20 protein-coding genes, 2 pseudogenes and 1 riboswitch are annotated in these 19,668 nt (G+C 43.1%); of the genes and pseudogenes, 13 read left to right on the top strand and 9 right to left on the bottom strand.

All coding sequences use genetic code 11. The features are described 5' to 3' along the window. Window positions 1-196: 196 nt before the first annotated feature. From B9Z54_RS01735 to B9Z54_RS01715, 5 genes are all read left to right on the top strand, one after another. Window positions 197-1,729, top strand: a complete 1,533-nt coding sequence (locus tag B9Z54_RS01735; protein WP_113926871.1) for a BCCT family transporter — start codon at window positions 197-199, stop codon at window positions 1,727-1,729. A 348-nt stretch (window positions 1,730-2,077) separates the two neighbouring features. After that, window positions 2,078-2,887 (top strand): zinc transporter ZupT, encoded by an 810-nt coding sequence (gene zupT / locus B9Z54_RS01730; protein WP_113926816.1) that lies wholly within the window; start codon window positions 2,078-2,080, stop codon window positions 2,885-2,887. Between the two features lie 162 nt (window positions 2,888-3,049). Further along, window positions 3,050-3,184, top strand: a riboswitch (cyclic di-AMP (ydaO/yuaA leader). A 146-nt stretch (window positions 3,185-3,330) separates the two neighbouring features. Next, a complete protein-coding gene (locus tag B9Z54_RS01725; protein ID WP_113926815.1) occupies window positions 3,331-3,987 on the top strand; it encodes a potassium channel family protein in 657 nt (218 codons plus the stop codon). A gap of 2 nt (window positions 3,988-3,989) precedes the next feature. After that, a complete protein-coding gene (locus B9Z54_RS01720; protein WP_275887768.1) occupies window positions 3,990-5,333 on the top strand; it encodes a TrkH family potassium uptake protein in 1,344 nt (447 codons plus the stop codon). A 104-nt stretch (window positions 5,334-5,437) separates the two neighbouring features. Further along, window positions 5,438-5,560 (top strand): YjcZ family sporulation protein, encoded by a 123-nt coding sequence (locus B9Z54_RS01715; RefSeq protein WP_113926814.1) that lies wholly within the window; start codon window positions 5,438-5,440, stop codon window positions 5,558-5,560. Between the two features lie 137 nt (window positions 5,561-5,697). Here the strand turns inward: B9Z54_RS01715 and B9Z54_RS24580 are convergent, their stop codons facing one another. The 3 genes from B9Z54_RS24580 to B9Z54_RS01705 are packed head-to-tail and all read right to left on the bottom strand — an operon-like array spanning window position 5,698 to window position 6,548. After that, window positions 5,698-5,856 carry a hypothetical protein gene (locus B9Z54_RS24580; protein WP_162785048.1) on the bottom strand — a complete coding sequence of 53 codons (159 nt, stop codon included), beginning with the start codon at window positions 5,854-5,856 and terminating at the stop codon, window positions 5,698-5,700. 1 nt (window position 5,857) lies between these two features. After that, the gene (locus B9Z54_RS01710; RefSeq protein ID WP_113926813.1) at window positions 5,858-6,172 is read right to left on the bottom strand and encodes a hypothetical protein; all 315 of its coding nucleotides are present in this window, start codon (window positions 6,170-6,172) and stop codon (window positions 5,858-5,860) included. Window positions 6,173-6,230: 58 nt separating this feature from the next. Continuing rightward, entirely contained in the window at window positions 6,231-6,548 is a 318-nt protein-coding gene (locus B9Z54_RS01705; RefSeq protein WP_113926812.1) for a thioredoxin family protein, read from the bottom strand. 267 nt (window positions 6,549-6,815) lie between these two features. On the opposite strand from B9Z54_RS01705, the gene B9Z54_RS01700 reads away from it, so the two are divergent. After that, window positions 6,816-7,196 (top strand): hypothetical protein, encoded by a 381-nt coding sequence (locus B9Z54_RS01700; RefSeq protein WP_113926811.1) that lies wholly within the window; start codon window positions 6,816-6,818, stop codon window positions 7,194-7,196. 18 nt (window positions 7,197-7,214) lie between these two features. Here the strand turns inward: B9Z54_RS01700 and B9Z54_RS26345 are convergent. The 3 genes and pseudogenes from B9Z54_RS26345 to B9Z54_RS01680 form a co-directional block, all read right to left on the bottom strand. After that, a pseudogene (locus B9Z54_RS26345) lies at window positions 7,215-9,394 on the bottom strand (GerAB/ArcD/ProY family transporter). An 18-nt stretch (window positions 9,395-9,412) separates the two neighbouring features. Beyond that, window positions 9,413-10,786: a spore germination protein gene (locus B9Z54_RS01685; protein WP_240189759.1), complete on the bottom strand. Its 1,374-nt coding sequence runs from the start codon at window positions 10,784-10,786 to the stop codon at window positions 9,413-9,415. A 333-nt stretch (window positions 10,787-11,119) separates the two neighbouring features. Beyond that, entirely contained in the window at window positions 11,120-12,094 is a 975-nt protein-coding gene (locus B9Z54_RS01680) for an ABC transporter substrate-binding protein (RefSeq protein ID WP_113926807.1), read from the bottom strand. Window positions 12,095-12,298: 204 nt separating this feature from the next. Here B9Z54_RS01680 and B9Z54_RS01675 point away from each other — a divergent pair, with 204 nt between their 5' ends. The 5 genes from B9Z54_RS01675 to B9Z54_RS01655 all read left to right on the top strand — a co-directional run bounded on the left by B9Z54_RS01675 (window position 12,299) and on the right by B9Z54_RS01655 (window position 16,277). Further along, complete coding sequence (locus tag B9Z54_RS01675; RefSeq protein WP_113926806.1) at window positions 12,299-13,288, top strand: FecCD family ABC transporter permease; 990 nt, start codon at window positions 12,299-12,301, stop codon at window positions 13,286-13,288. A gap of 3 nt (window positions 13,289-13,291) precedes the next feature. Further along, window positions 13,292-14,347, top strand: coding sequence for a FecCD family ABC transporter permease (locus B9Z54_RS01670; RefSeq protein WP_113926805.1), 1,056 nt, complete (start codon window positions 13,292-13,294; stop codon window positions 14,345-14,347). Between the two features lie 84 nt (window positions 14,348-14,431). Next, entirely contained in the window at window positions 14,432-15,250 is an 819-nt protein-coding gene (locus B9Z54_RS01665) for an ABC transporter ATP-binding protein (RefSeq protein WP_113926804.1), read from the top strand. Then, window positions 15,247-16,029, top strand: a complete 783-nt coding sequence (gene fhuF / locus B9Z54_RS01660) for a siderophore-iron reductase FhuF (protein WP_113926803.1) — start codon at window positions 15,247-15,249, stop codon at window positions 16,027-16,029. Before B9Z54_RS01665 ends, fhuF begins: the two co-directional genes overlap by 4 nt. Then, window positions 16,029-16,277: a DUF2573 family protein gene (locus tag B9Z54_RS01655; protein ID WP_113926802.1), complete on the top strand. Its 249-nt coding sequence runs from the start codon at window positions 16,029-16,031 to the stop codon at window positions 16,275-16,277. Before fhuF ends, B9Z54_RS01655 begins: the two co-directional genes overlap by 1 nt. 196 nt (window positions 16,278-16,473) lie before the next feature. Here the strand turns inward: B9Z54_RS01655 and B9Z54_RS24575 are convergent, their stop codons facing one another. From B9Z54_RS24575 to B9Z54_RS01645, 3 genes are all read right to left on the bottom strand, one after another. Continuing rightward, window positions 16,474-16,710, bottom strand: a complete 237-nt coding sequence (locus B9Z54_RS24575) for a hypothetical protein (protein ID WP_162785046.1) — start codon at window positions 16,708-16,710, stop codon at window positions 16,474-16,476. A 696-nt stretch (window positions 16,711-17,406) separates the two neighbouring features. Then, a complete protein-coding gene (locus B9Z54_RS01650; protein WP_113926801.1) occupies window positions 17,407-17,748 on the bottom strand; it encodes a spore coat protein in 342 nt (113 codons plus the stop codon). Window positions 17,749-17,764: 16 nt separating this feature from the next. Continuing rightward, a complete protein-coding gene (locus tag B9Z54_RS01645; protein WP_113926800.1) occupies window positions 17,765-18,031 on the bottom strand; it encodes a hypothetical protein in 267 nt (88 codons plus the stop codon). Between the two features lie 274 nt (window positions 18,032-18,305). Here B9Z54_RS01645 and B9Z54_RS01640 point away from each other — a divergent pair. Both B9Z54_RS01640 and B9Z54_RS25125 read left to right on the top strand, forming a co-directional pair. After that, window positions 18,306-19,222: pseudogene (locus B9Z54_RS01640) on the top strand (proline dehydrogenase family protein). Window positions 19,223-19,435: 213 nt separating this feature from the next. Next, window positions 19,436-19,668, top strand: a 233-nt coding sequence (locus B9Z54_RS25125; protein ID WP_205207648.1) for a hypothetical protein, incomplete at its 3' end; no start/stop codon positions are given.

Genomic DNA, 19,668 nt, shown 5'->3' with positions numbered 1-19,668 from the left:
TTCAGCCTCCCAGCATAGTGATTTTGCCTAAGATTGCAGTCAATTTGTTTTATACCACATTTGAAAATGGGTAATCATAAGGAGTAGAAAGGCAAATGGTTAGAAATGCATGTCGCTTTATGTTTATAATTATATATAAGTGAGAATAATGCAACAATTTCATCAAGTCAGCGTAACACAGAAAGGAATTAAAACTATGAATTTCAGTCCTATTAAGAACCCCGTTTTTATCGTTTCTTCAGTAGCCGTTTTTGCCCTGGTTATCCTGGGCGCCATTCTCCCGGTAAAGTTTGGGGAAGCAGCAGAAAAACTCTTTTTATCCACCACCACTAATTTTGGGTGGTTCTACCTCCTAGCCGTATTCATTTTTTCAATTTTCCTTATTATCATTGCCATCAGTAAATATGGTAAGGTCCGTCTTGGTCCTCAGGATTCAAGGCCTGAATACCCCTTTTTCACATGGATAGGTATGCTTTTTTCTGCTGGTTTTGGAGCCGGATTGGTATTCTGGGGCGTGGCAGAACCAATGAGTCATTTCTTTACTCCCCCATTTCAATCGATGGAGCCAATGACGGAAAATACAGCCAGAGTCGCAACAGGCTATGCTTTCTTCCATTGGGGGATAAGCCAGTGGTCTGTCTTCACACTGGTCGGCCTTATGATCGGCTTCCTGCAATTTAGAAAAGGAAAGGACGGCCTGATTTCCACAGCTGTCGAATCTGTCACTTCGAAAAGAAAAGTAGTCAAGAATACAATTGATTCCTTTGCTGTCATCGCGACGGTTATGGGTATCGCGACCTCCCTTGGTTTAGGGGTGCTGCAGATGAACGGAGGCTTGAAGAGTGTATTCGGCCTGCCGAACTCTGACGGTATCCAGCTTTTGATCATGGGGATCCTCCTTGTGCTGTACCTATTGTCTTCCAGTACGGGACTGAATAAAGGAATCAAATGGCTGAGCAATCTGAACCTTGCTCTGTGCCTTGTACTATTGGTCTTTGTCTTCTTTGCAGGTCCTACGGTATTCATACTGAATACGTTCACCCTTGGTTTAGGGGACTACCTGAACCATTTCGTGGAATACAGTTTGAGGCTTACACCTTATAAAGGCGGAACCTGGGTCAGGGATTGGACAATCTTCTACTGGGCATGGGCGATTGCTTGGTCACCTTTCGTGGGTGCATTCGTAGCACGTGTTTCAAAAGGGAGGACAATCCGCGAGTTTATCCTGGGTGTATTAATTATCCCGCCTCTGATTGCCTGCCTATGGATTGCAGTGTTTGGCGGCACGGCGCTATATAGTGACTTGAACAATGGGACAGCTATTGCTGAAGCAGTGAACAATGATGTCACTGTGGCGTTGTTTGAAACGTACACCTACTTGCCGTTTACTGAGATCCTGTCGGTTCTGTCAATCCTGCTCATCTTTACGTTTCTCGTCACTTCAGCAGACTCTGCCACCTATATACTGGCGAGTATGACAACGGGAGGCAGCCTTACTCCTTCTACCCTGGTTAAAATCATCTGGGGTGTTTTGATGGCTGCCATTGCGGCAGTATTGCTGCTTGCAGGAGGTTTAGATGCTTTGCAGACAGCCTCGCTGATATCGGCTCTGCCATTCACTGTCATCATCTTCGTGATTATGTATGCTTTCCTGAAGATGATACGGAAGGAACCGCTGCCTGAACGTGACCCTAATCGTTTCAAGCCAAGAAAGAAAAAAACGGAATAACCTTTAATGTGGAGACTGAATCATTCATCGAATGGTTCAGTCTTTTTATTTTTTCTTAGACTTCTGTGTAACAAACAACCCAGTAGATTTATATAATGTTGGCACAGGGAAACTTTCTATTGGATCTGTGATTAAATATTTGACTAATAAGTTGTATGTGGAGTAATATGTTTGCCAAGGGAAACTTTTGTTGTTTAAACCATGTTAATGTATCTTTTTAAGGTCATACAGGCATTCCTTCACATGAAATCAACCTGGTAGAATTTAATGAATAACATAATATAGCAATTTATATTGAATGGGGAAGCTGACAACATTGAAATTCACACAGAAAAGAGGAAAATGATAATGGATGGAAATCTGCTGCTTGCTTTTGGATTGACGTTGATGGCGGGACTTGCAACTGGAATTGGAAGTCTTTTGGCTTTCTTTACTTCTTCAACTAATACCCGATTTTTATCGGTATCTTTAGGATTCTCGGCAGGGGTTATGATATATGTGTCAATGGTCGAGATCTTTGTGAAAGCCAAGGATGCGTTGACAGGTTCCCTTGGCTGGGAGCTCGGAAACTGGATTACCGTCATCAGCTTTTTTGCCGGTATGCTCTTGATCGCCTTAATTGACAAACTCATACCAAAACAGGGAAATCCACATGAACTGAAAAAAGTAGAAGAGATGAGCGGACCAAGAAAAGCAATCGGTGATCCTGCTCTTTTAAAAATGGGAACCTTTACAGCTTTGGCGATTGCGATTCATAACTTTCCAGAGGGGATTGCGACCTTTACATCAGCCTTACAGGATCCAGGGCTAGGAATTGCCATAGCGGTTGCGATTGCGATCCATAATATTCCCGAGGGGATTGCTGTCGCTGTACCGATTTACTTTGCCACCGGGGATAGAAAGAAAGCATTCAAATTGTCTTTCTTGTCAGGCTTGTCAGAACCAGTCGGGGCAGTGGTCGCTTTCTTGATTTTAATGCCATTCCTGAATGATGTTATGTTTGGTGTCATTTTCGCGGCTGTAGCGGGAATCATGGTATTCATATCTCTCGATGAACTCCTTCCGGCGGCCAAGAAATATGATGAAACACATTTGCCGATATACGGTTTGATTGCCGGTATGGCCGTGATGGCCTTAAGCCTGCTGCTCTTTATATAGAAGGACGAAAACCTTGGGTCGGTGACTCAAGGTTTTTTTGCGTTAATCTGCAGACTGCTGCAGCCTTATTTCTCCCCTTTTAGGACAAGGCTTATACTGAAAAAACGAATGTCAAAAAAGCTCTTTACTTTTTGAAAAGGGAGGAGTAAGATATCTCTCGTAATAGAATAATCGCTGAATCATTTTGAACGGGGGAACCATTCTTTTGGGGTGAGTCCTTTTAGGTTTTAAAAGGTAGGGTTAACTTTCATGACCCGAATCCGTCAGCTAACCTCGTAAGCGTTGTGAAGGAGATATCTTGTGTTTTTGACCACAGGCTTATTTCCTGGTGGTCTATTTGTTGTGGAATCTTTTAAAGTTTCGACAAGAAAAAACAAAGAACTTAATGAAATTGTACAGCAGAGGTTATTCTAATTAACATCAGGTCATTGGAGGAATCATTCATGAAAAAACAGTTTGCGGTAATCGGTCTAGGTCGATTTGGCGGTAATCTTGTCCGGGAATTGGGCGAGATGGGCGCGGATGTGCTGGCGATTGATATTAACGAAGAAGTCGTGGAAAAGTACCGTGATGTAGCGGAACATGCTGTCCGGGCAAATGCCATGGATGAAAATGTCATAAGGGAGCTTGGACTGAGGAATTTCGATCATGTAATCGTTTCTTTTGGAGAGAATATCGAGGCAAGCATCCTGACGACGCTCCTTCTTAAAGACCTTGGAGTAAAGGAAGTATGGGTAAAAGCATCCAGCACATATCATCAGAAGGTGCTTGATAAAATAGGGGCAGATAAAGTCATTCATCCGGAGAGGGACATGGCAAGAAGGATTGCCCATCATATTACTTCGGAAAAAGTTATAGACTACATCGAGTTATCGAAAGAGCATAGTATTGTGGAACTTGTGGCGTCGAACAAGGTATCCGATAAAACCCTGATCGATTTGGATGTTCGTGCCCGCTTTGGATGCAACATCATTGCGATTCAACGAGGGGAAGATATCATCGTATCCCCTGCTGCCGATGAAGTGATCCAGAAAGATGATTTATTAATTGTGATTGGAGATAATCGCGACCTTAACCGGTTTGAAAAAGAGGGGATCTAATAGTGGTGAGAAGGGCCTTTGAACTAAGGAGAAGATCGATTCAACTCAGTCCGCCGCAGCTGCTTTTACTAGTGTTTATATTTTTTATCATGCTTGGGACAGCGTTGTTGAAACTGCCCTTATCGACAACGGAAAATATTACATGGCTGGATGCATTATTCACTTCCACTTCAGCTATGACTGTCACAGGTCTGGCGGTTGTTGATACAGGTACGGCTTATTCAACGTTTGGTCAAGTGGTCATCATGGCTCTCATTCAAGTTGGCGGGCTTGGGATCATGTCCTTTGCCATGCTGATTTATCTGATGCTCGGAAAAAAAATCGGTTTCAAGGAACGGTTGATTGTTCAACAGGCACTCAACCAAACCTCAGTGGGCGGAGTCATCAGGCTTGTGAAGCATTTATTCGTGTTTTCTTTTATTGTGGAAGGAATCGCTATGATTCTCCTTGCTGCGGAATGGATTCCGGAATACGGCTGGAAAGATGGTCTTTATTTCAGTTTATTTCATTCCATTTCAGCCTTTAATAACGCTGGATTTTCAATATGGTCAGACAGTCTCATGGGTTACGTGGGAAATCCTTTGGTGAACTTTGTCATCTCCGGTTTGTTTATCCTTGGAGGAATCGGGTTCACTGTATTAACGGATTTATGGTACTCCAAAAAGCTCCAGAAACTTTCACTGCATACTAAGTTAATGCTTTTGGGTACTTTGGCCATCAACGTAACAGCCATACTAGTCATATTCTTTCTGGAATTCAATAATCCTAAAACGCTTGCGAACCTGCCGGCAATGGACAAAATCCTGGGGGCCTACTTTCAGGCTGTGACGCCTCGAACGGCGGGATTTAATTCACTGGATATCGGAAGCATGGAAGATTCAACGATAATTTTCACAATTCTCCTGATGTTTATAGGGGCAGGGAGTGCTTCAACAGGAGGAGGCATCAAGCTAACAACGTTCTTGGTCATTACTTTTGCTGTCATAGCTTTCTTGAAGCAAAGGAAGGAAATTTTTATTTTCCGCCGGAGAATCGCAGAGACATATATCTATAAATCTCTCGCCATATCAATGATCAGTGTCGTAGTTGTCTTCACGGCAATGTTCCTTCTGTCCATGTCGGAAAAAGGGGCACCTTTTATCCAAATCCTTTTTGAAGTGGTGTCGGCCTTTGGTACGGTCGGGTTGTCTATGGGCCTTACAGGAGAATTGACTGAGTTCGGAAAAGGAATCATCATCTTTGTCATGATTGTCGGCAAACTCGGACCGCTGACACTTGCATTTTCATTGGCGAAACCGGGTACAGACAAAATCAGTTATCCGAAAGAAGATGTATTGACAGGTTAACTAATTTTTAAGTTGGGCTGGTTCAGCCTAAACATATTCGGGGAATCTTCATAGGATGTTAGTGAGTGATGAAAGCTCAATAATCATTCTGGAGGTGTCTGATTATGTACGGATATGGATGCGGCGGCTACGGCTATGGTGGCGGTTACGGTTACGGCGGTGGTTTCGCGCTAATCGTTGTTTTATTTATTTTGTTGATTATCGTTGGAGCTGCTTTTGTTTACTAAACACTTTCAATGTACATTTTAATAAATGTTTAAAGGAGTTTCTCCCTGCGGGGAGAAACTCCTTTTTCATATTTTTCAGTGCTTTAAAGTGCTTTCAGGGACCGTCCCTCTTTGTGCTTTAAAACATTGAAGTGCCTTTATTCGTCATCTCCGCTTATCCTGATGGCCGGCGCGTTATTGTAAGCATAGGAAGGAACAACTTCTTCCTGGATGCTGTCTTTATCTTTGTAGAAATCATCCTGTATCTTCATATTGGCTCTGGTTGATTCTTCGTCGATATAGATATTTCTTTTCATATTAATCTCTATCCGTTTTATCATTTTGGTCTTTGTTATGTTTGTTGCCTTTGCTATTATCCCCGGAAGTTATTTCGCGGGAGAATTCAGCCTGGTTATGTCCTGCACGAGGAGAGCTTTGATTCATGCTTCCCTTGTTATACTTCTTTGTCATGGTGAGCACCTCTTTTATATTTTTTCCTTCAAGAATAGTGTGCTCTTTGAGGGTTAGTTTATTCGCTGGTAAGAGATGTCTCGATGTGTACTGGTGAGGAACGATTTCATTGAAAATGCCGGTTAGTGTGAAGCCGTCTTCAGTAAGCTGCATGTCATTCATATTTCAGGATTTATTTACAAAACGAAGAGCAGCCTCCCTAAGAAGCTGCTCTGTTGGCTTATTTATTGTTTTGCAGAAATTCTCTTACTTGATCTGGTGTTTTGGCGTTGGCGCTGTGAAGATGTGCTGTTTTCTCTCCGTCTTTAAAGATCAGCAGGCTGGGTATTCCCATTACATCATAGCGGTCCGCAATTTCAGGCAGTTCATCCTTGTTGAGTTCATACCATTTATATTGGCTGTTTTCTTCAATAATTTCATCGATGAACATATTCAACCGTGTACAGTCGGGACACCAGTCCGCGAAGAACTTGACGATAATTGGTTGAGACCCGGAGATAAGCTCTTGAAATGTCTCTTTATTTTGAATCGATTGCATGTATGTGACCTCCTCTAGTTATCTTTATTGTATTGCAGCAGAGCTCTTTTCGTAAAATTTGCTGCTTATAGAAAGAATGGCTCTAATTGAGCAGGGAAAGGCACAAAAGGTTTCGGAAATATATTTGGTTAGAACAACCAGAAGCCATTATAGCGCTTAGACGGTTAGAAACATAGATGTCCGAAAATATTTAAATCCCTGATCAGCACATCAACATTTGACTTTTGCCTTGTGATAAAATGTAGAAAACAAATAAGGAGGATGTGTATGTATCAAAACCGTATTCTGGACCAGCAGGAGCTCATCAATGAATTGGTATCTGAGATAGCCCATAATGTTTTTTTGAAGCATCCTGAAATAATCGATAAGTACGGGGAGAATGGACGCAGGCAGACTATCTCTGATCTGCAGAAACACTTTCATCATCTGCAGACCGCTTACCGGCTTCAAGCACCTGAGCTGTTTACGGATCATGTCAAATGGCTCCATAATGTTCTGGCTGCCAGAAAAATCGATATCAGCTTTGTCCAAACAGGCCTTTCCTTCATGTTGGAAAGTGTAAAACAACTCCCTGCTGAAAAGGCAGATTTTTATCGGAAATGCATTGGTGAGGCGATTCAATGGATGAGAGAGCAACCTCTTTCCTGAAATATGCGGACGAATTTTTCATTCCACTGTGCCTGATTCAAGGATGTCCACATTTGCCGTAACACTAATCTCCGCCATCGGATATTGCTCTTCTTCCCACTTCTTAAAATCCATTTTGCGGACTCCATGCTTTTGGAACTGGCCAAAACCAATTGGATCTACGTTCTTATCTTGGAAATTCCTAAGCATTCTTAGACAGTGGTCCACAATATTTTTTCTATCTGGGTCTCAACTTTTTTCACTTTGGCTGGTGTAAGTCTATCTCCAGTAAACTCCCTTATGATTCCCTTGATCTCTATCAATACATTGATACTCACGGGGGTGGAGTGATGGTCGATCCGAATCTTTTGTGTTGATTTCAGGCTCGTTATTGAAGCCTCGGTACTTTTTTTGGGATCCCCGTCCTCATCAGGGAGTTTTACCACTTGGTTCCCTTGGCTGTGCCTGTCTGCAAGAAGCTTAAAATAAAACATATCTTCTTTGCTGACTTTGTCAATCATTTTATCTTTTTTGAAAATGGCTATTCCATTGAGGTCCAAGCTGTTATCTTCTTCTACCTCAATCATTGGTAAGTAAGGGGTTTGCCCTTTCTGATAATAGTTAAACAAAAATAAATGTAAATTCGATTCGGCCAAATCTCCTCTCTTTATATTGTGCTCAACAAGGGTACTGATGTAATCCGATGTTCCTTTATTTCCATAATTACCTTTTAATATATCTCCAGCTTGCCCATCACTGACTAGTATTGTCACTCTGGACCCCACGCTGGCATACCGTTGTAAAGAGTCCGCTATATGCAGCATACCTCTTCTTGCCATTTCTTCTGAGATTATTACGTTCTCCAAACTCCCCCTTACAAGAGGCAGCTCAGACTTCTTCTCCAATAAATCAAGTACTTCTCCGGTTGTTTCAGCTTCCGCGGTAAGGGTAACATTTTGAATTTGTTTATCAGCAGAATATCTAGGATAAAGTGCTGTCGCTCTGATTAAATTATCATCAGCCAGATCGTATGCCTTTGCGGTTTCAATATTGAGGTCGTCCAGAATTTCCTGCTCGGCACACCCGGATAAAGGGGGCACCAATAACAATAATAATATCAATATCAACTTATTCATTGTTTTTTTCACCTTCCTTATCAGGAATAACATGAAAAGAAGAAATGGAAGGAACACAAAGTTAAGATAAAAACCCGCTTGGCTTGTAATATTGTTTAAAGTGTTTATTTGAGATCGATCTTGTATAAGACTGACAGCAATAGTACACAAAAGCGCAAGAATCATAAGGGTTTTTCTTTGGTTAAACTTAAATGCCCTTTTGGCTATCCTGCTGCCGCACCATAAAGCTATGCATACATTCGGCAGAATTATTAGACACCAGTTGGCAATCCCTATATATTCAAAACGTTCAACAAAAGGCATTTCAACAATTTTCCACATAGAAAGAGTGGCCCATACTGTTTTTTCGAGCTGTCCCTCACTGAAAAAGGCAAAGCTTATAATAGTTAATAGTGTAAAAACGCCTGTGGTGAAAAGGAGGCCAAGATGTGCCCATTTTTTTGACTTCCTGCCGTCTTTAAGATAAGGATAAAAAATTAGAAGTGTTTCATATCCTAGGAAACTCAAAGTCATATCTCGTGTAGACTTTGCCAAATCCAGCAAAGAGTGGTCCCATATAGGGAGCATATTTCTGAAATCCGCAAATGGAAAAGTAAAACCAAACGTTAAAATAAGGTAAGCCGGAAGTACGGTTCCGAAAAAAGCAACCCCTGCTACAGTCCTTAGTCCCCCACTCACAATATATATAACGAGAAGGAAGAAAGGGATTGCAAAAGACCAGGAAGTTAAACGCGGATACATCCATACCTGCACAACTTCCAAATAGGTGCGGCAGACTGTTACAGCAATTAGGCAGAAATAAAGAATGAAGACTAAGTCTATCGTTTTTCCGAGCCACTTTCCAAATGCTGTTCTATTGGCTTCTATTAGATCCCCGCCGCCAATCTGAACTATTTTGAAGATCAAGAACAGAATACAATTAGTCAGCAGGCCAGCAATTATGACAGCAATCCAAGCATCATAGCCAGCACTTTTAGCAATAATCCTTTGATAACCTAAGATGCCGACCCCAACCTGAATGGAATGGATAAGGAAGAACACGATAAAAGGAGATAATTTTCTATTTTCAGGAACAGGCTGCATAATAAATACCTCCGTCAATTATTCATCAATATCGAGTTTCTTCCGCCCTTCTTCCGGTCTGAACCTTTTTGATTTTTTTGTCCTTACGAATTCGGGACGCTTACTTTGTCCGTGAAATGGAAACCGGATGACCGCATCCTTAAGGTCATATAAGCGAGGCGGATATAACGGCTCAAGAAATGGGCGGCCCAAGGAAGTCAGCTTAATGAGGTGAGTCATTAAAATGCAAAAACAAAATACGATACCCAGCAGTCCCCAGATTTGGGCAAATAACATAAATGGAAAACGCAGGATCCGGATGGTATTGCCCATTTTATAAACAGGTGTCGTAAACGATGCGAGTGCTGCCAAGGCAACAAGGATCAGCAATACATTACTGGTCAGGCCTGCTTCTACGGATGCCGTCCCGATAACGATTCCTCCCACGATACCGATTGTCTGGCCAACCTTGGTCGGCAGACGGGCTCCTGCCTCCCTGAGCAATTCTATGGTTAATTCAAGGAACAACGCTTCCAGTATGGGGGGAAGCGGAATTCCCTGGCGAGAAGTAATCAGCGTAGCCATCAGATCCTTTGGAATCAATTCATAGTGATAGGTAAGGGCTGCTACATATATAGGTGTGATCAATATCGAAAAGCCAACAGCAAATACCCGGACAAGCCGAAAAAATGAAGCTACTATATAATTTAAAAAGTAGTCTTCATATGCACTGAAAAATTCGACAAGCGTTGTAGGACCAATCAATGCATGTGGCGAGCCGTTCACAAGTACAACTACTTTTCCTTCCACCAGCACAGAGGCTGCACGGTCCGGCCGTTCAGTATCAAGAAGTTGGGGAAAAGGAGAATTGGAATTATCGGCGATCATCTGTTCAACAAAAGAGCTGTCATTGATTTGATCGAAGTCAATTGCCTTCAACCGCTGTCTCATCGTCTGCACATTTTCCTGGTCTGCCAACCCATCAATGTACAGCAAGCTTGTTTTCGTATGCGTTATTCGCCCAATATTAAAGTCTTCAATGATCAGTTCTTTTATAGGAATCCGCTTTCGGAGCATATTCAAATTTTGATCGATTGACTCTACGAACGCCTCCTTGGGTCCTACAACGCTGAATTCCACCTCAGGCTGTGACACCTGGCGGACAACTTCCTTTTGGGCAGCGATGAACGCAAACCGATTTTTCTCATTTTCAGTTTTAAGAAGGACGTATCCATTCATCAGCTTTTGCTCTATATTGCTTTCATCATCTGACAATTGAATATCTATGATGGGTGCAAGCTTCTTTACATCATCTAAGGATGTGAAGTTTTTCCCTAATAATGAAGGAAGCAAGTCCTTCTGCAGGATGTCTTCATCCACCAGGGTGGATAAGAAATTCAATCCGAAACGCAAACCTGAATGCTGATTGTAATAAAAAATCTCTTTGTAATCGGTTGATTTTCGAGCAAGTTTTTCAAAGGATTCCTGTGTGCGCTTCTTTTTTGTCTGATCGGTTCCTTTTTTCGTTTAAATAAAGAAAACATCTCATTCACCACTTTTATAAGACTCTTATGGTAGTGTTTCCGGTTTGCGGGGAATTATGAAAAAAATGGTGGAGGAAAAGTGTGGAGGAGAATACAGTCGAACAGGTTCTGCTTTATACAGGACCTGGAAGCCGCCAGAATAGTAACCAGGGGAGGGAGACAGCATAGAAAAAAGCCCGCCAGATGACGGGCTTTCCTTTCATTATTGCTCTAAAAAGTATTTCTCGATATCATCAAGCATGAGGTTGGCAGCCATAACTCCGCCGGCAGTGTTCCAGATTGGGTCACTTACTTCGTGGACATTGCCTTCCTGCGCAACTTTAAGTTTTTGGAATAATGGGTCGTTCACCCACTCTTCAGCTACTTTATTTCCTTCGCCGTCACCTGTTTCATAAGCGAAATAAAAGAGGATATCTCCATCCATAGCAGGAATTTGTTCTTTTGTTACACCTTTTGCAGCAAAGTCATTGACATCCTGGCTTTCAGGACGCGCAAAACCTATTTGATCAAGGATGACTCCTGAAAATGAATCTTTATGATAAATACGGACATCTGTCGGCATGAAGCGTACCATTGAAACTTCCATTTCCAATTTGTCGCCAAGTTCAGTTTTCAGGTCCTCGATGCGCTGATCATACTCTGCAATGACTTCCTGGCCTTTTTCTTCTTTATTAAGAGCTTTTGAGTAAAGCTCGAAATTTTCTTTCCAGTTGCCGCGCAATGTTTCAGCGAAGATTGTAGGTGCAATTGCATTCAGCTTGTCATATTGATCTTCTTGGCGCATTTTATTTCCAATGATTAAGTCAGGTTTCAATTTTGCGATAGCTTCCATATTTAATTCACTTTCAGTTCCGACAACCTCGACATCAGCCATCTCATTAGCGATATGATCATACCAAGGGTCGCCGATCCAGGATTGAACAGCTCCAACTGGTGTCACATCCATTGCCAGAAGGGCTTCAGTACCTTCATTTGTCAAAATAATGACACGTTCAGGGTCTCCTTCAACTTCAGTTGTTCCCATTGCGTGTTCCACAGTATAACTTGTATTCTCTTCATTTGTATCTTCCCCGGTACCAGCAGATTCTTCTTCGTTTCCGTTATTTGTTCCGCAAGCTGCCAGTACAAGGATAGAAGCAAGAATGAATAAAGACATTAAAAGACGTAATGGACGCATATGTAATTCCTCCTGAATGATTGATAATGATTTTCATTTACGTTTCTCCAAAAACTATATTAGAAGATAACGATTACAAAGTCAACCATCAATTGATAATGATTTTCAAAGTCATTGACTGACAATCTTTTATTCTCTAAAATAGGAAGTGGAGAAAACGATTTTTAAAATCTAAATGAATGTTTTAACAGAAGGGTTATATATATGAGAAGATCAGGTATTCAGGCATTGCTATTATTGACAGCATTATTGATATTTGTGCTGTTCATCGGAATGAGCATTGTATATGGCTATACAGAAACAACATGGAAAATGGCTTATCAGGCACTGACAAACGGGGATGACTCTACAGAACATCTTGTCATCCAGACTGTCAGGCTGCCCCGTGCCCTTATTGCGGCTGCGGTAGGAGCGTCGCTGGCCATCGCCGGTGTACTGATGCAGACGTTGACCAAGAACCCGCTTGCTTCTCCCGGTATATTCGGGATCAACGCAGGGGCAGGATTCATGGTCGTGATTGCCGTTACGCTCTTTAACGTATCCAACTTACAAAGCTTCACCTGGCTTTCCTTTCTGGGGGCAGGCATAGCTGCAATTGCGGTCTATGTCATCGGCTCTGCGGGGAGGGAGGGCTTGACTCCAATGAAGCTGACACTTGCCGGTGCGGCGATAACAGCCTTATTTTCTTCCTTTACACAAGGATTTCTGGTATTGAATGAAGCGGCTTTGGAGCAGGTTCTTTTCTGGCTTGCAGGATCGGTTCAGGGGAGAAGTCTTGATATCCTTTATGGTGTCTTTCCTTATCTCCTTATTGGCTGGCTTCTTGCCATTGTCATTGGGAATAAGCTCAATGTCCTGGCAATGGGGGAGGATGTAGCGAGAGGGCTGGGACTAAAAACCGGCTGGATCAAGTTAATTTCCTTAGTCATCGTGGTCCTTCTAGCTGGTGGATCTGTTGCAATCGCGGGTCCGATTGGCTTCGTCGGCATTGTTGTGCCTCATATTGCCAGAAGGATTATTGGTGTCGACCACCGCTGGCTCCTGCCTTTTGCAGGCCTTACAGGTGGAATCCTCCTCCTGGCTGCCGATATAGGTGCGAGATATATCATTATGCCGCAGGAAGTTCCAGTAGGTGTGATGACTGCCGTTATTGGCGCCCCGTTCTTCATTTACATTGCAAGGAAGGGGTTTTAACGGATGAAACGATATATTGCCAAACGTTTTTTGAAAGATAAGTTATCTTTTTTAATAGATATGTCTGCAGTAAAGAAGGTTTTCCTCCTCTTATCTGTGACTGCCCTCATTTTTATATTGAGTACAGGTCTCGGGGATATGACCATAGAGCCGTGGACGGTTCTGATGGTATTTTTCGGCGGAGGGACAGAACTGGAGCAGCTGGTTGTCCAATCCTTCAGGCTTCCAAGAATTATCGTAGCACTGCTTGCCGGAATGTCCTTGGCCATTGCCGGTGCATTGCTTCAAGGAATGGTGCGCAATCCGCTGGCGTCTCCGGATATTATCGGGATCACCGGTGGAGCGGGTGCTGCAGTAGTTGGGTTTTTAGCCTTTTTCAGTGATGAAAACAATGCCCTGACGGTGAGCATTCAGTGGCTTCCGCTTGCAGCCTTTGCCGGAGCTGCGGTTGTAGCTTTCCTGGTATATTTTCTTGCTTGGAAAAATGGGGTATCTCCTGTTAGGCTGGTGCTGATCGGTATCGGAATTTCAGCCCTCATGCAGGCCATCATCACCATGATGATGATTTTAGGCCCTATTTTCAGGGCAAGCCAGGCGAATATCTGGATTACAGGTACTGTCAATGCTTCAAACTGGAAGGATGTTCATTTTCTGCTTCCATGGACACTGATCTTGATTGGGATTGCCTTTATTTTGGCAAGAACCGTTAATATCCAAGAACTCGGCGAAGAAATTGCAACCGGTGTGGGAAGCCACATCCAGAGGCAGCGGATCATCCTGCTGACCTTGGCGACTGGTTTAGTCGGCGGAGCAGTTGCTTTTGCGGGAGGCATAGGGTTTGTAGGACTAATGGCGCCGCATATGGCACGCCGCCTCGTTGGATCTTCTTTTGGCGCACTGCTGCCGGTTGCAGCTTTGCTTGGCGGCACTCTGGTGATGATAGCCGACCTTGTTGGCCGGACTTTATTTTTGCCCTTGGAAGTCCCGGCTGGTGTTTTCACAGCCGCTATCGGCGCCCCGTATTTCATCTATTTACTATTTAAGACAAAAAATGCATAACCTTTTAATATAAAAATACTTTAGAATCAAATGAGAATGATTTTTGGAACGCCAGCAGTTCACACTAAAGGAGATGACACGACGATGACACAATCTCTTCAAACAGAATCGCTTACTTTAAGTTATGGAGACAGAATTATCATAAATGAACTGGACCTTGAAATCCCTAAAGGTGAAATCACGGTATTCATAGGAGGGAATGGCTGCGGAAAGTCCACCCTCCTGCGTTCAATGGCGAGGCTCCTTAAGCCTCAAACGGGATCCGTGCTGATTGATGGTGATGCGATCGCCAAGCTGTCCACTAAGGACGTTGCCAGAAAACTGGCGATTCTTCCACAGTCACCGACTGCGCCAGAGGGATTGACGGTACTGCAGCTGGTCAAGCAGGGAAGATACCCTCACCAGTCGTGGCTGAAGCAATGGTCCCAAAAGGATGAAGAAATCGTATCTAAAGCACTTAAAGCAACCAAGATGGAAGAGTTCCAGGATAGAAGAGTCGACGAGCTTTCCGGCGGGCAGCGCCAACGGGCGTGGATTGCCCTGACACTTGCCCAGGACACCGACATCATATTGCTGGATGAGCCAACAACGTACCTTGACATGACTCATCAAATTGAAATTCTGGATTTATTGTTTGAACTGAATGAAACAGAAGAGCGCACGATCATCATGGTCCTCCATGATCTTAATCTTGCCTGCCGTTATGCCCATAATATTGTGGCCATCCGCGATCAAAAGATTTTTGCTCAAGGAAAGCCTGAGGAAGTCATCAGCTGCAACCTTGTGAAAAACGTATTTGATATGGACTGCCAGGTGACGAGCGATCCATTGTTCGGTACACCGCTATGCATTCCTTACGGGAAAGGCAGATGCATCCTTAAAGAAGTAGTTGAGATGACATGAGTTCATTGGAACTGAAAGCCGGGGAGCAAGAAAGACTGCGTGCTTTCAGGTTTTTGACTGAAAGACCGGATGAGAGCGATTTAATCTCTGCAAAAAAGCTGATAAATCCTGAAGGTTTAAATAAGTTTCTTCATGAGTACTCCGGCAGGATTGGCGGCGAAGATAAAAAAGTCCTGTCATCATTACTGCTTAAGAGATACGCTTTTTTAGCTGTGATTTCCCTGTATACTTTTTCCGTTTTTAATAAAAAGCTGAATGTGTCTCCAGAAAACGTATTTCTTGTAGATGGCGAAAAAAATGGGCTGTGGATGCCCGGATTTTATTTGCAGGAGCAAGCTGCAGAGCCTTTTACAGACAGAGAATCGGCGAGGGAAGAGCTGACAAGAGAGGTTTTCAGGGATCACCTATATCCACTGATTGAAACGGCCAAGAAGGTTGGCAGGATATCCAATCTGATCACCTGGGAAAATGTCGCCATTTATCTGTTCTGGGTCTACGAAGTGCTTATCGAACAAAATGAGCTTGACCATGTCCGGGAAAGGATGGAAGAAGACTTTCACTGGCTGCTGGCGGAAAGCAATGCTGCTCTGTTTGGTTCTTATCACCAAAATCCCCTGGCCAGGTACCACTCAAAAAAACAATATGTCGCAGAACAGAACAGTGTGATGCGGGTCAGGAAGACATGCTGCTTCTCTTATAAGCTGAGAGGCGGGGAATCACTCAGGTGCAGCACATGCCCGCAAACCTGCAATGTGAAAAAGCCAAAAGGAGTGAGGTAATGGAGAAGTTTGACGGACAATTTGACGCATTGATCGATAAATATACTGAACTGCTATTGGGTGAAGTTACTCCGGAGCTAAAGGATAAGGTCACAAAATGGGTCATCTACACGTACATCGCGAAATCCATGCCGCCGCTGGCCAAGCATTGGAACTCCGAATTTCCGGAAGGCAAGGAAGAGATTAAGAGAATCATTGCGGAAATAAAAGAAATGAATGAGGAACATCGAGCGAACAAGGATCAATAGAGGGCAGCCGGCTGGTATCAGTTGGCTGTTTTTGTTTTAGACGAGCTTTTTGGATGGTTTGGTGGTTCTATCAACGGGTTTTGAGAGTCTATCGACGAAGGTTCAGAATCTATCGACGAGTTTAGTGAGTCTATCGACGATTTCTCAGGTTTTATCAGCGAAATTGCCAGGTCTATCGACGACTTTTTCACATCTATCAACGAGTCCCAAATTTCAACCTCTTATAGTTTGGCTGCCCGGCTGCGGCCGGTCTTTTAATATTTCCAGCGAAGAAGAAGCTGGAAATGGAGTAACCAGGTGCTATTGACGAAGGTTCAGAATCTATCGCCGAGTTTAGTGAGTCTATCGACGATTTCTCAGGTTCTATCAACGAAATTGCCAGGTCTATCGACGACTTTTTCACATCTATCAACGACTTACCCGGGGCTATCAACGAGTCTGTAATGCAATCTCTTAAAGATTGTCGGCACTTGCAGGGTGCGGGCTTAAAATATTTCAAGCTGTGGAAAATTTTATATAGGTGCAATTTGTTTCTAACAACGAGTTAGCGAGGTCTACCGAGACATCCTATTTTCAACCTTACTAATCAAATTCATTAAAATTATGAAAACAAAAAGAGGCTGGGACAAAAGTAGAAAACTAATTGATGCAAGTAGAAATCATCGAAAATAAAACCGCATGTGATCAAGGTTATATACTTGATCTCATGCGATTCGTTTTTGTTATTAGGCTCTTACCTTAAAGATGTTATTTTTTAGATTAGGTTATCCGCCAGTTCCTGATCGAAGGCGGATTGGAGCGGAAGGTGTGCGACCTCCTGCGGGACTAGCGGGACAGGTGAGACCCCGCAGGCAAATCTAGCTCCAGCGGCCAGCACCTAGCGGATTTCGGTCTCCTTCCTTGCGATAAGTCATCATCGAATCGCTTTCGCTCTTCGTGATTCCTTTATCTCATGCAGGAGCCCTACAATCCGTACGGTGCTGAACGGCCGCTTCCGCTTTTTATGAAGCCGAGGAGGCTCAGCGCCCGCCCCGCGGAGTCGTGCACCTGGAGCGGAAATCCTTTCTTTATACTCAGACACATTCTTTTGAAAAGAGCTTTTTATAAGGTTTTGTCCCAGCCTCCCCTATTAATGAACATTATTATAAGGAAACTGTGAAGCGTATTGCTGATGCTGCTGATAAGACTGCTGAAGCTTTTGGGCATCTGCCTGCTCCAGTTTGTACCAGCCTTTCTTGAACATGCTGTTATACAGGCTGCGCTGGGTGTTTTGCGTTTCAGTGAAAATGGTCAGCAGGTCATTGTACAGGGCATCATGGCTTGCTTCATTCAGTGCTGTACAGTATGAGTCGGTCATATACTTTTCCATGCTAAGCATATCATTTACCAGATCCCTGTCGTTCATCTGGGGTGTTTCTGATACTTGAGTTTGAGGGTTTTGGATTTTTTGCTGCGATTGGTTTTGATTCATGATAGACACTTCCTTTTTACATTGTGGTTGGAGCTTGTCCTGTATTGCCTGGATTCAAGTGGGCCAGGATCTGCTCATAATGACGCTGGTGCATCTGTCCGCACTTATCAATTTCCGCTTTGAGTTCTGCATCCTGACAGTGACTTGCAGCAAAATGGGCTTTTTTCATAGCCAGTAAGTTCCAAGAAAGCATATCATTTAAGTACATAGAATCTTTGGTCGTTAAGACTTGCGGGGGCTGCTGCATAACGCCCTGCTGCTGATTGCCTTGCTCTTGTTGCATAAGGGTTCCCTCCTTTGGATTTAGCAAGATTATTGTTCCTCTTACAGGATCATATATACAGCAAATGACAAAAAACGATAAAATTTTTCAATTAGATGTTTGAACTATATTCAAAAACGGTTAAAGGTGATAATATAAAAATATATATAATGGAACCGATTTAAGGGCCGATTAGTCCTAGTTGACGACCTCAGCCACTTGATTGCGGCCATCCAGACAAACCAAAAAAGAAACCGCTTTCAAAGTGAAGCAAATGTTACAGGGGGTAAATGACATGGAACAAGTAATGCGTAACTTCTTTTTATTCTTATCCAAGAATAAACCATTAACGAAAGTAGCGAAGAAATATGGTTTGCGCTTTGGCGCAGCTCGATTTGTTGCTGGTGAATCCATTGACCTCGCTGTTGAAGCAATTAAAGGGCTGAACAACCAGGGACTATCAGTAACGATCGATTACCTTGGAGAGTTCATCGATAATGAAGCGGAAGCAAATGAGATGGCTGATCAATGCATCGAGGCTATCAAGGCAATCGGCAGGGAGCGGATTGATTCACAGCTTTCATTGAAAATGACATCCATGGGGCTCGACCTGTCGGAGGAAATCGTTCTGAAGAATATGAGAAGAATCCTTGAAGCGGCCCAGGAATTCGGAGTATTTGTTACCATCGATATGGAGGATTACTCCAGATGCGGCAAGACGATCGACATTTTCAAAAGGCTCAAATCTGAGTACGACAATGTCGGTACGGTCATCCAGGCCTACCTGTTCAGAACAGAGAAGGATATGGAAGTTTTAAATGAATACTCACCAAATCTTCGTCTCGTTAAAGGAGCATATAAGGAATCCCCTTTAGTTGCTTTTCCTGATAAAAAAGATGTGGATGACAATTTTAAAAAATCATCAAAATGCATTTGCTGAACGGCAACTACACGGCCGTGGCGACCCACGATGATGCGATGATTGAATATACTAAGAAAATCGTTGAAGAGTATAACATCCCTCATGATCAATTTGAATTCCAAATGCTTTATGGAATCAGAGTTGAACGTCAGCTGGAGCTCGCTAAGGAAGGCTTTAAAATGCGCGTCTATGTTCCCTACGGCACAGATTGGTACGGCTACTTCATGCGCCGCCTTGCGGAGAGGCCGGCAAATGTGGCATTTGTTCTAAAAGGGGTCATCAACAAGTAATTGCGAGTTTGACAGAATCATATATATAAAACGACCGCCGCAGGTTTTCTACTTGCAGCGGTTTTTGTTTGCATTACTTTACTATAGTGGCTCATTTAGGATTTTTTAACGGTGATGAGAATTAAATGATAGTAGGACTCAAGTGAATTTTATCATCCTGAGTGCCACAAAAAGAGAAAAAAAGCCATATAGTGTCCTTCGAGAGATACGTGAGTGCCACTAAAGGAGGAAAAAATACATATAGTGTCCTTCGAGAGAGTCGGGAGTGCCACTATAGGAGAAAAAAGACCATATAGTGTCCTTCGAGAGAGTCGTGAGTGCCACTATAAGGAGAAAAAAAGCCATATAGTGTCCTTCAAGCGAGACGTGAGTGCCACAAAAGGAGGAAAAAAGCCATATAGTGTCCTTCGGGAGAGAAGTGAGTGCCACTATAGGAGAAAAAAACC

The organism is Bacillus sp. P14.5 (genome assembly GCF_003316765.1).
Lineage (GTDB): Bacteria > Bacillota > Bacilli > Bacillales > Bacillaceae_B > Rossellomorea.
The sequence above is the reverse complement of the archived record's forward strand: the minus strand, read 5'-3'. Positions and strand labels throughout refer to the sequence as shown.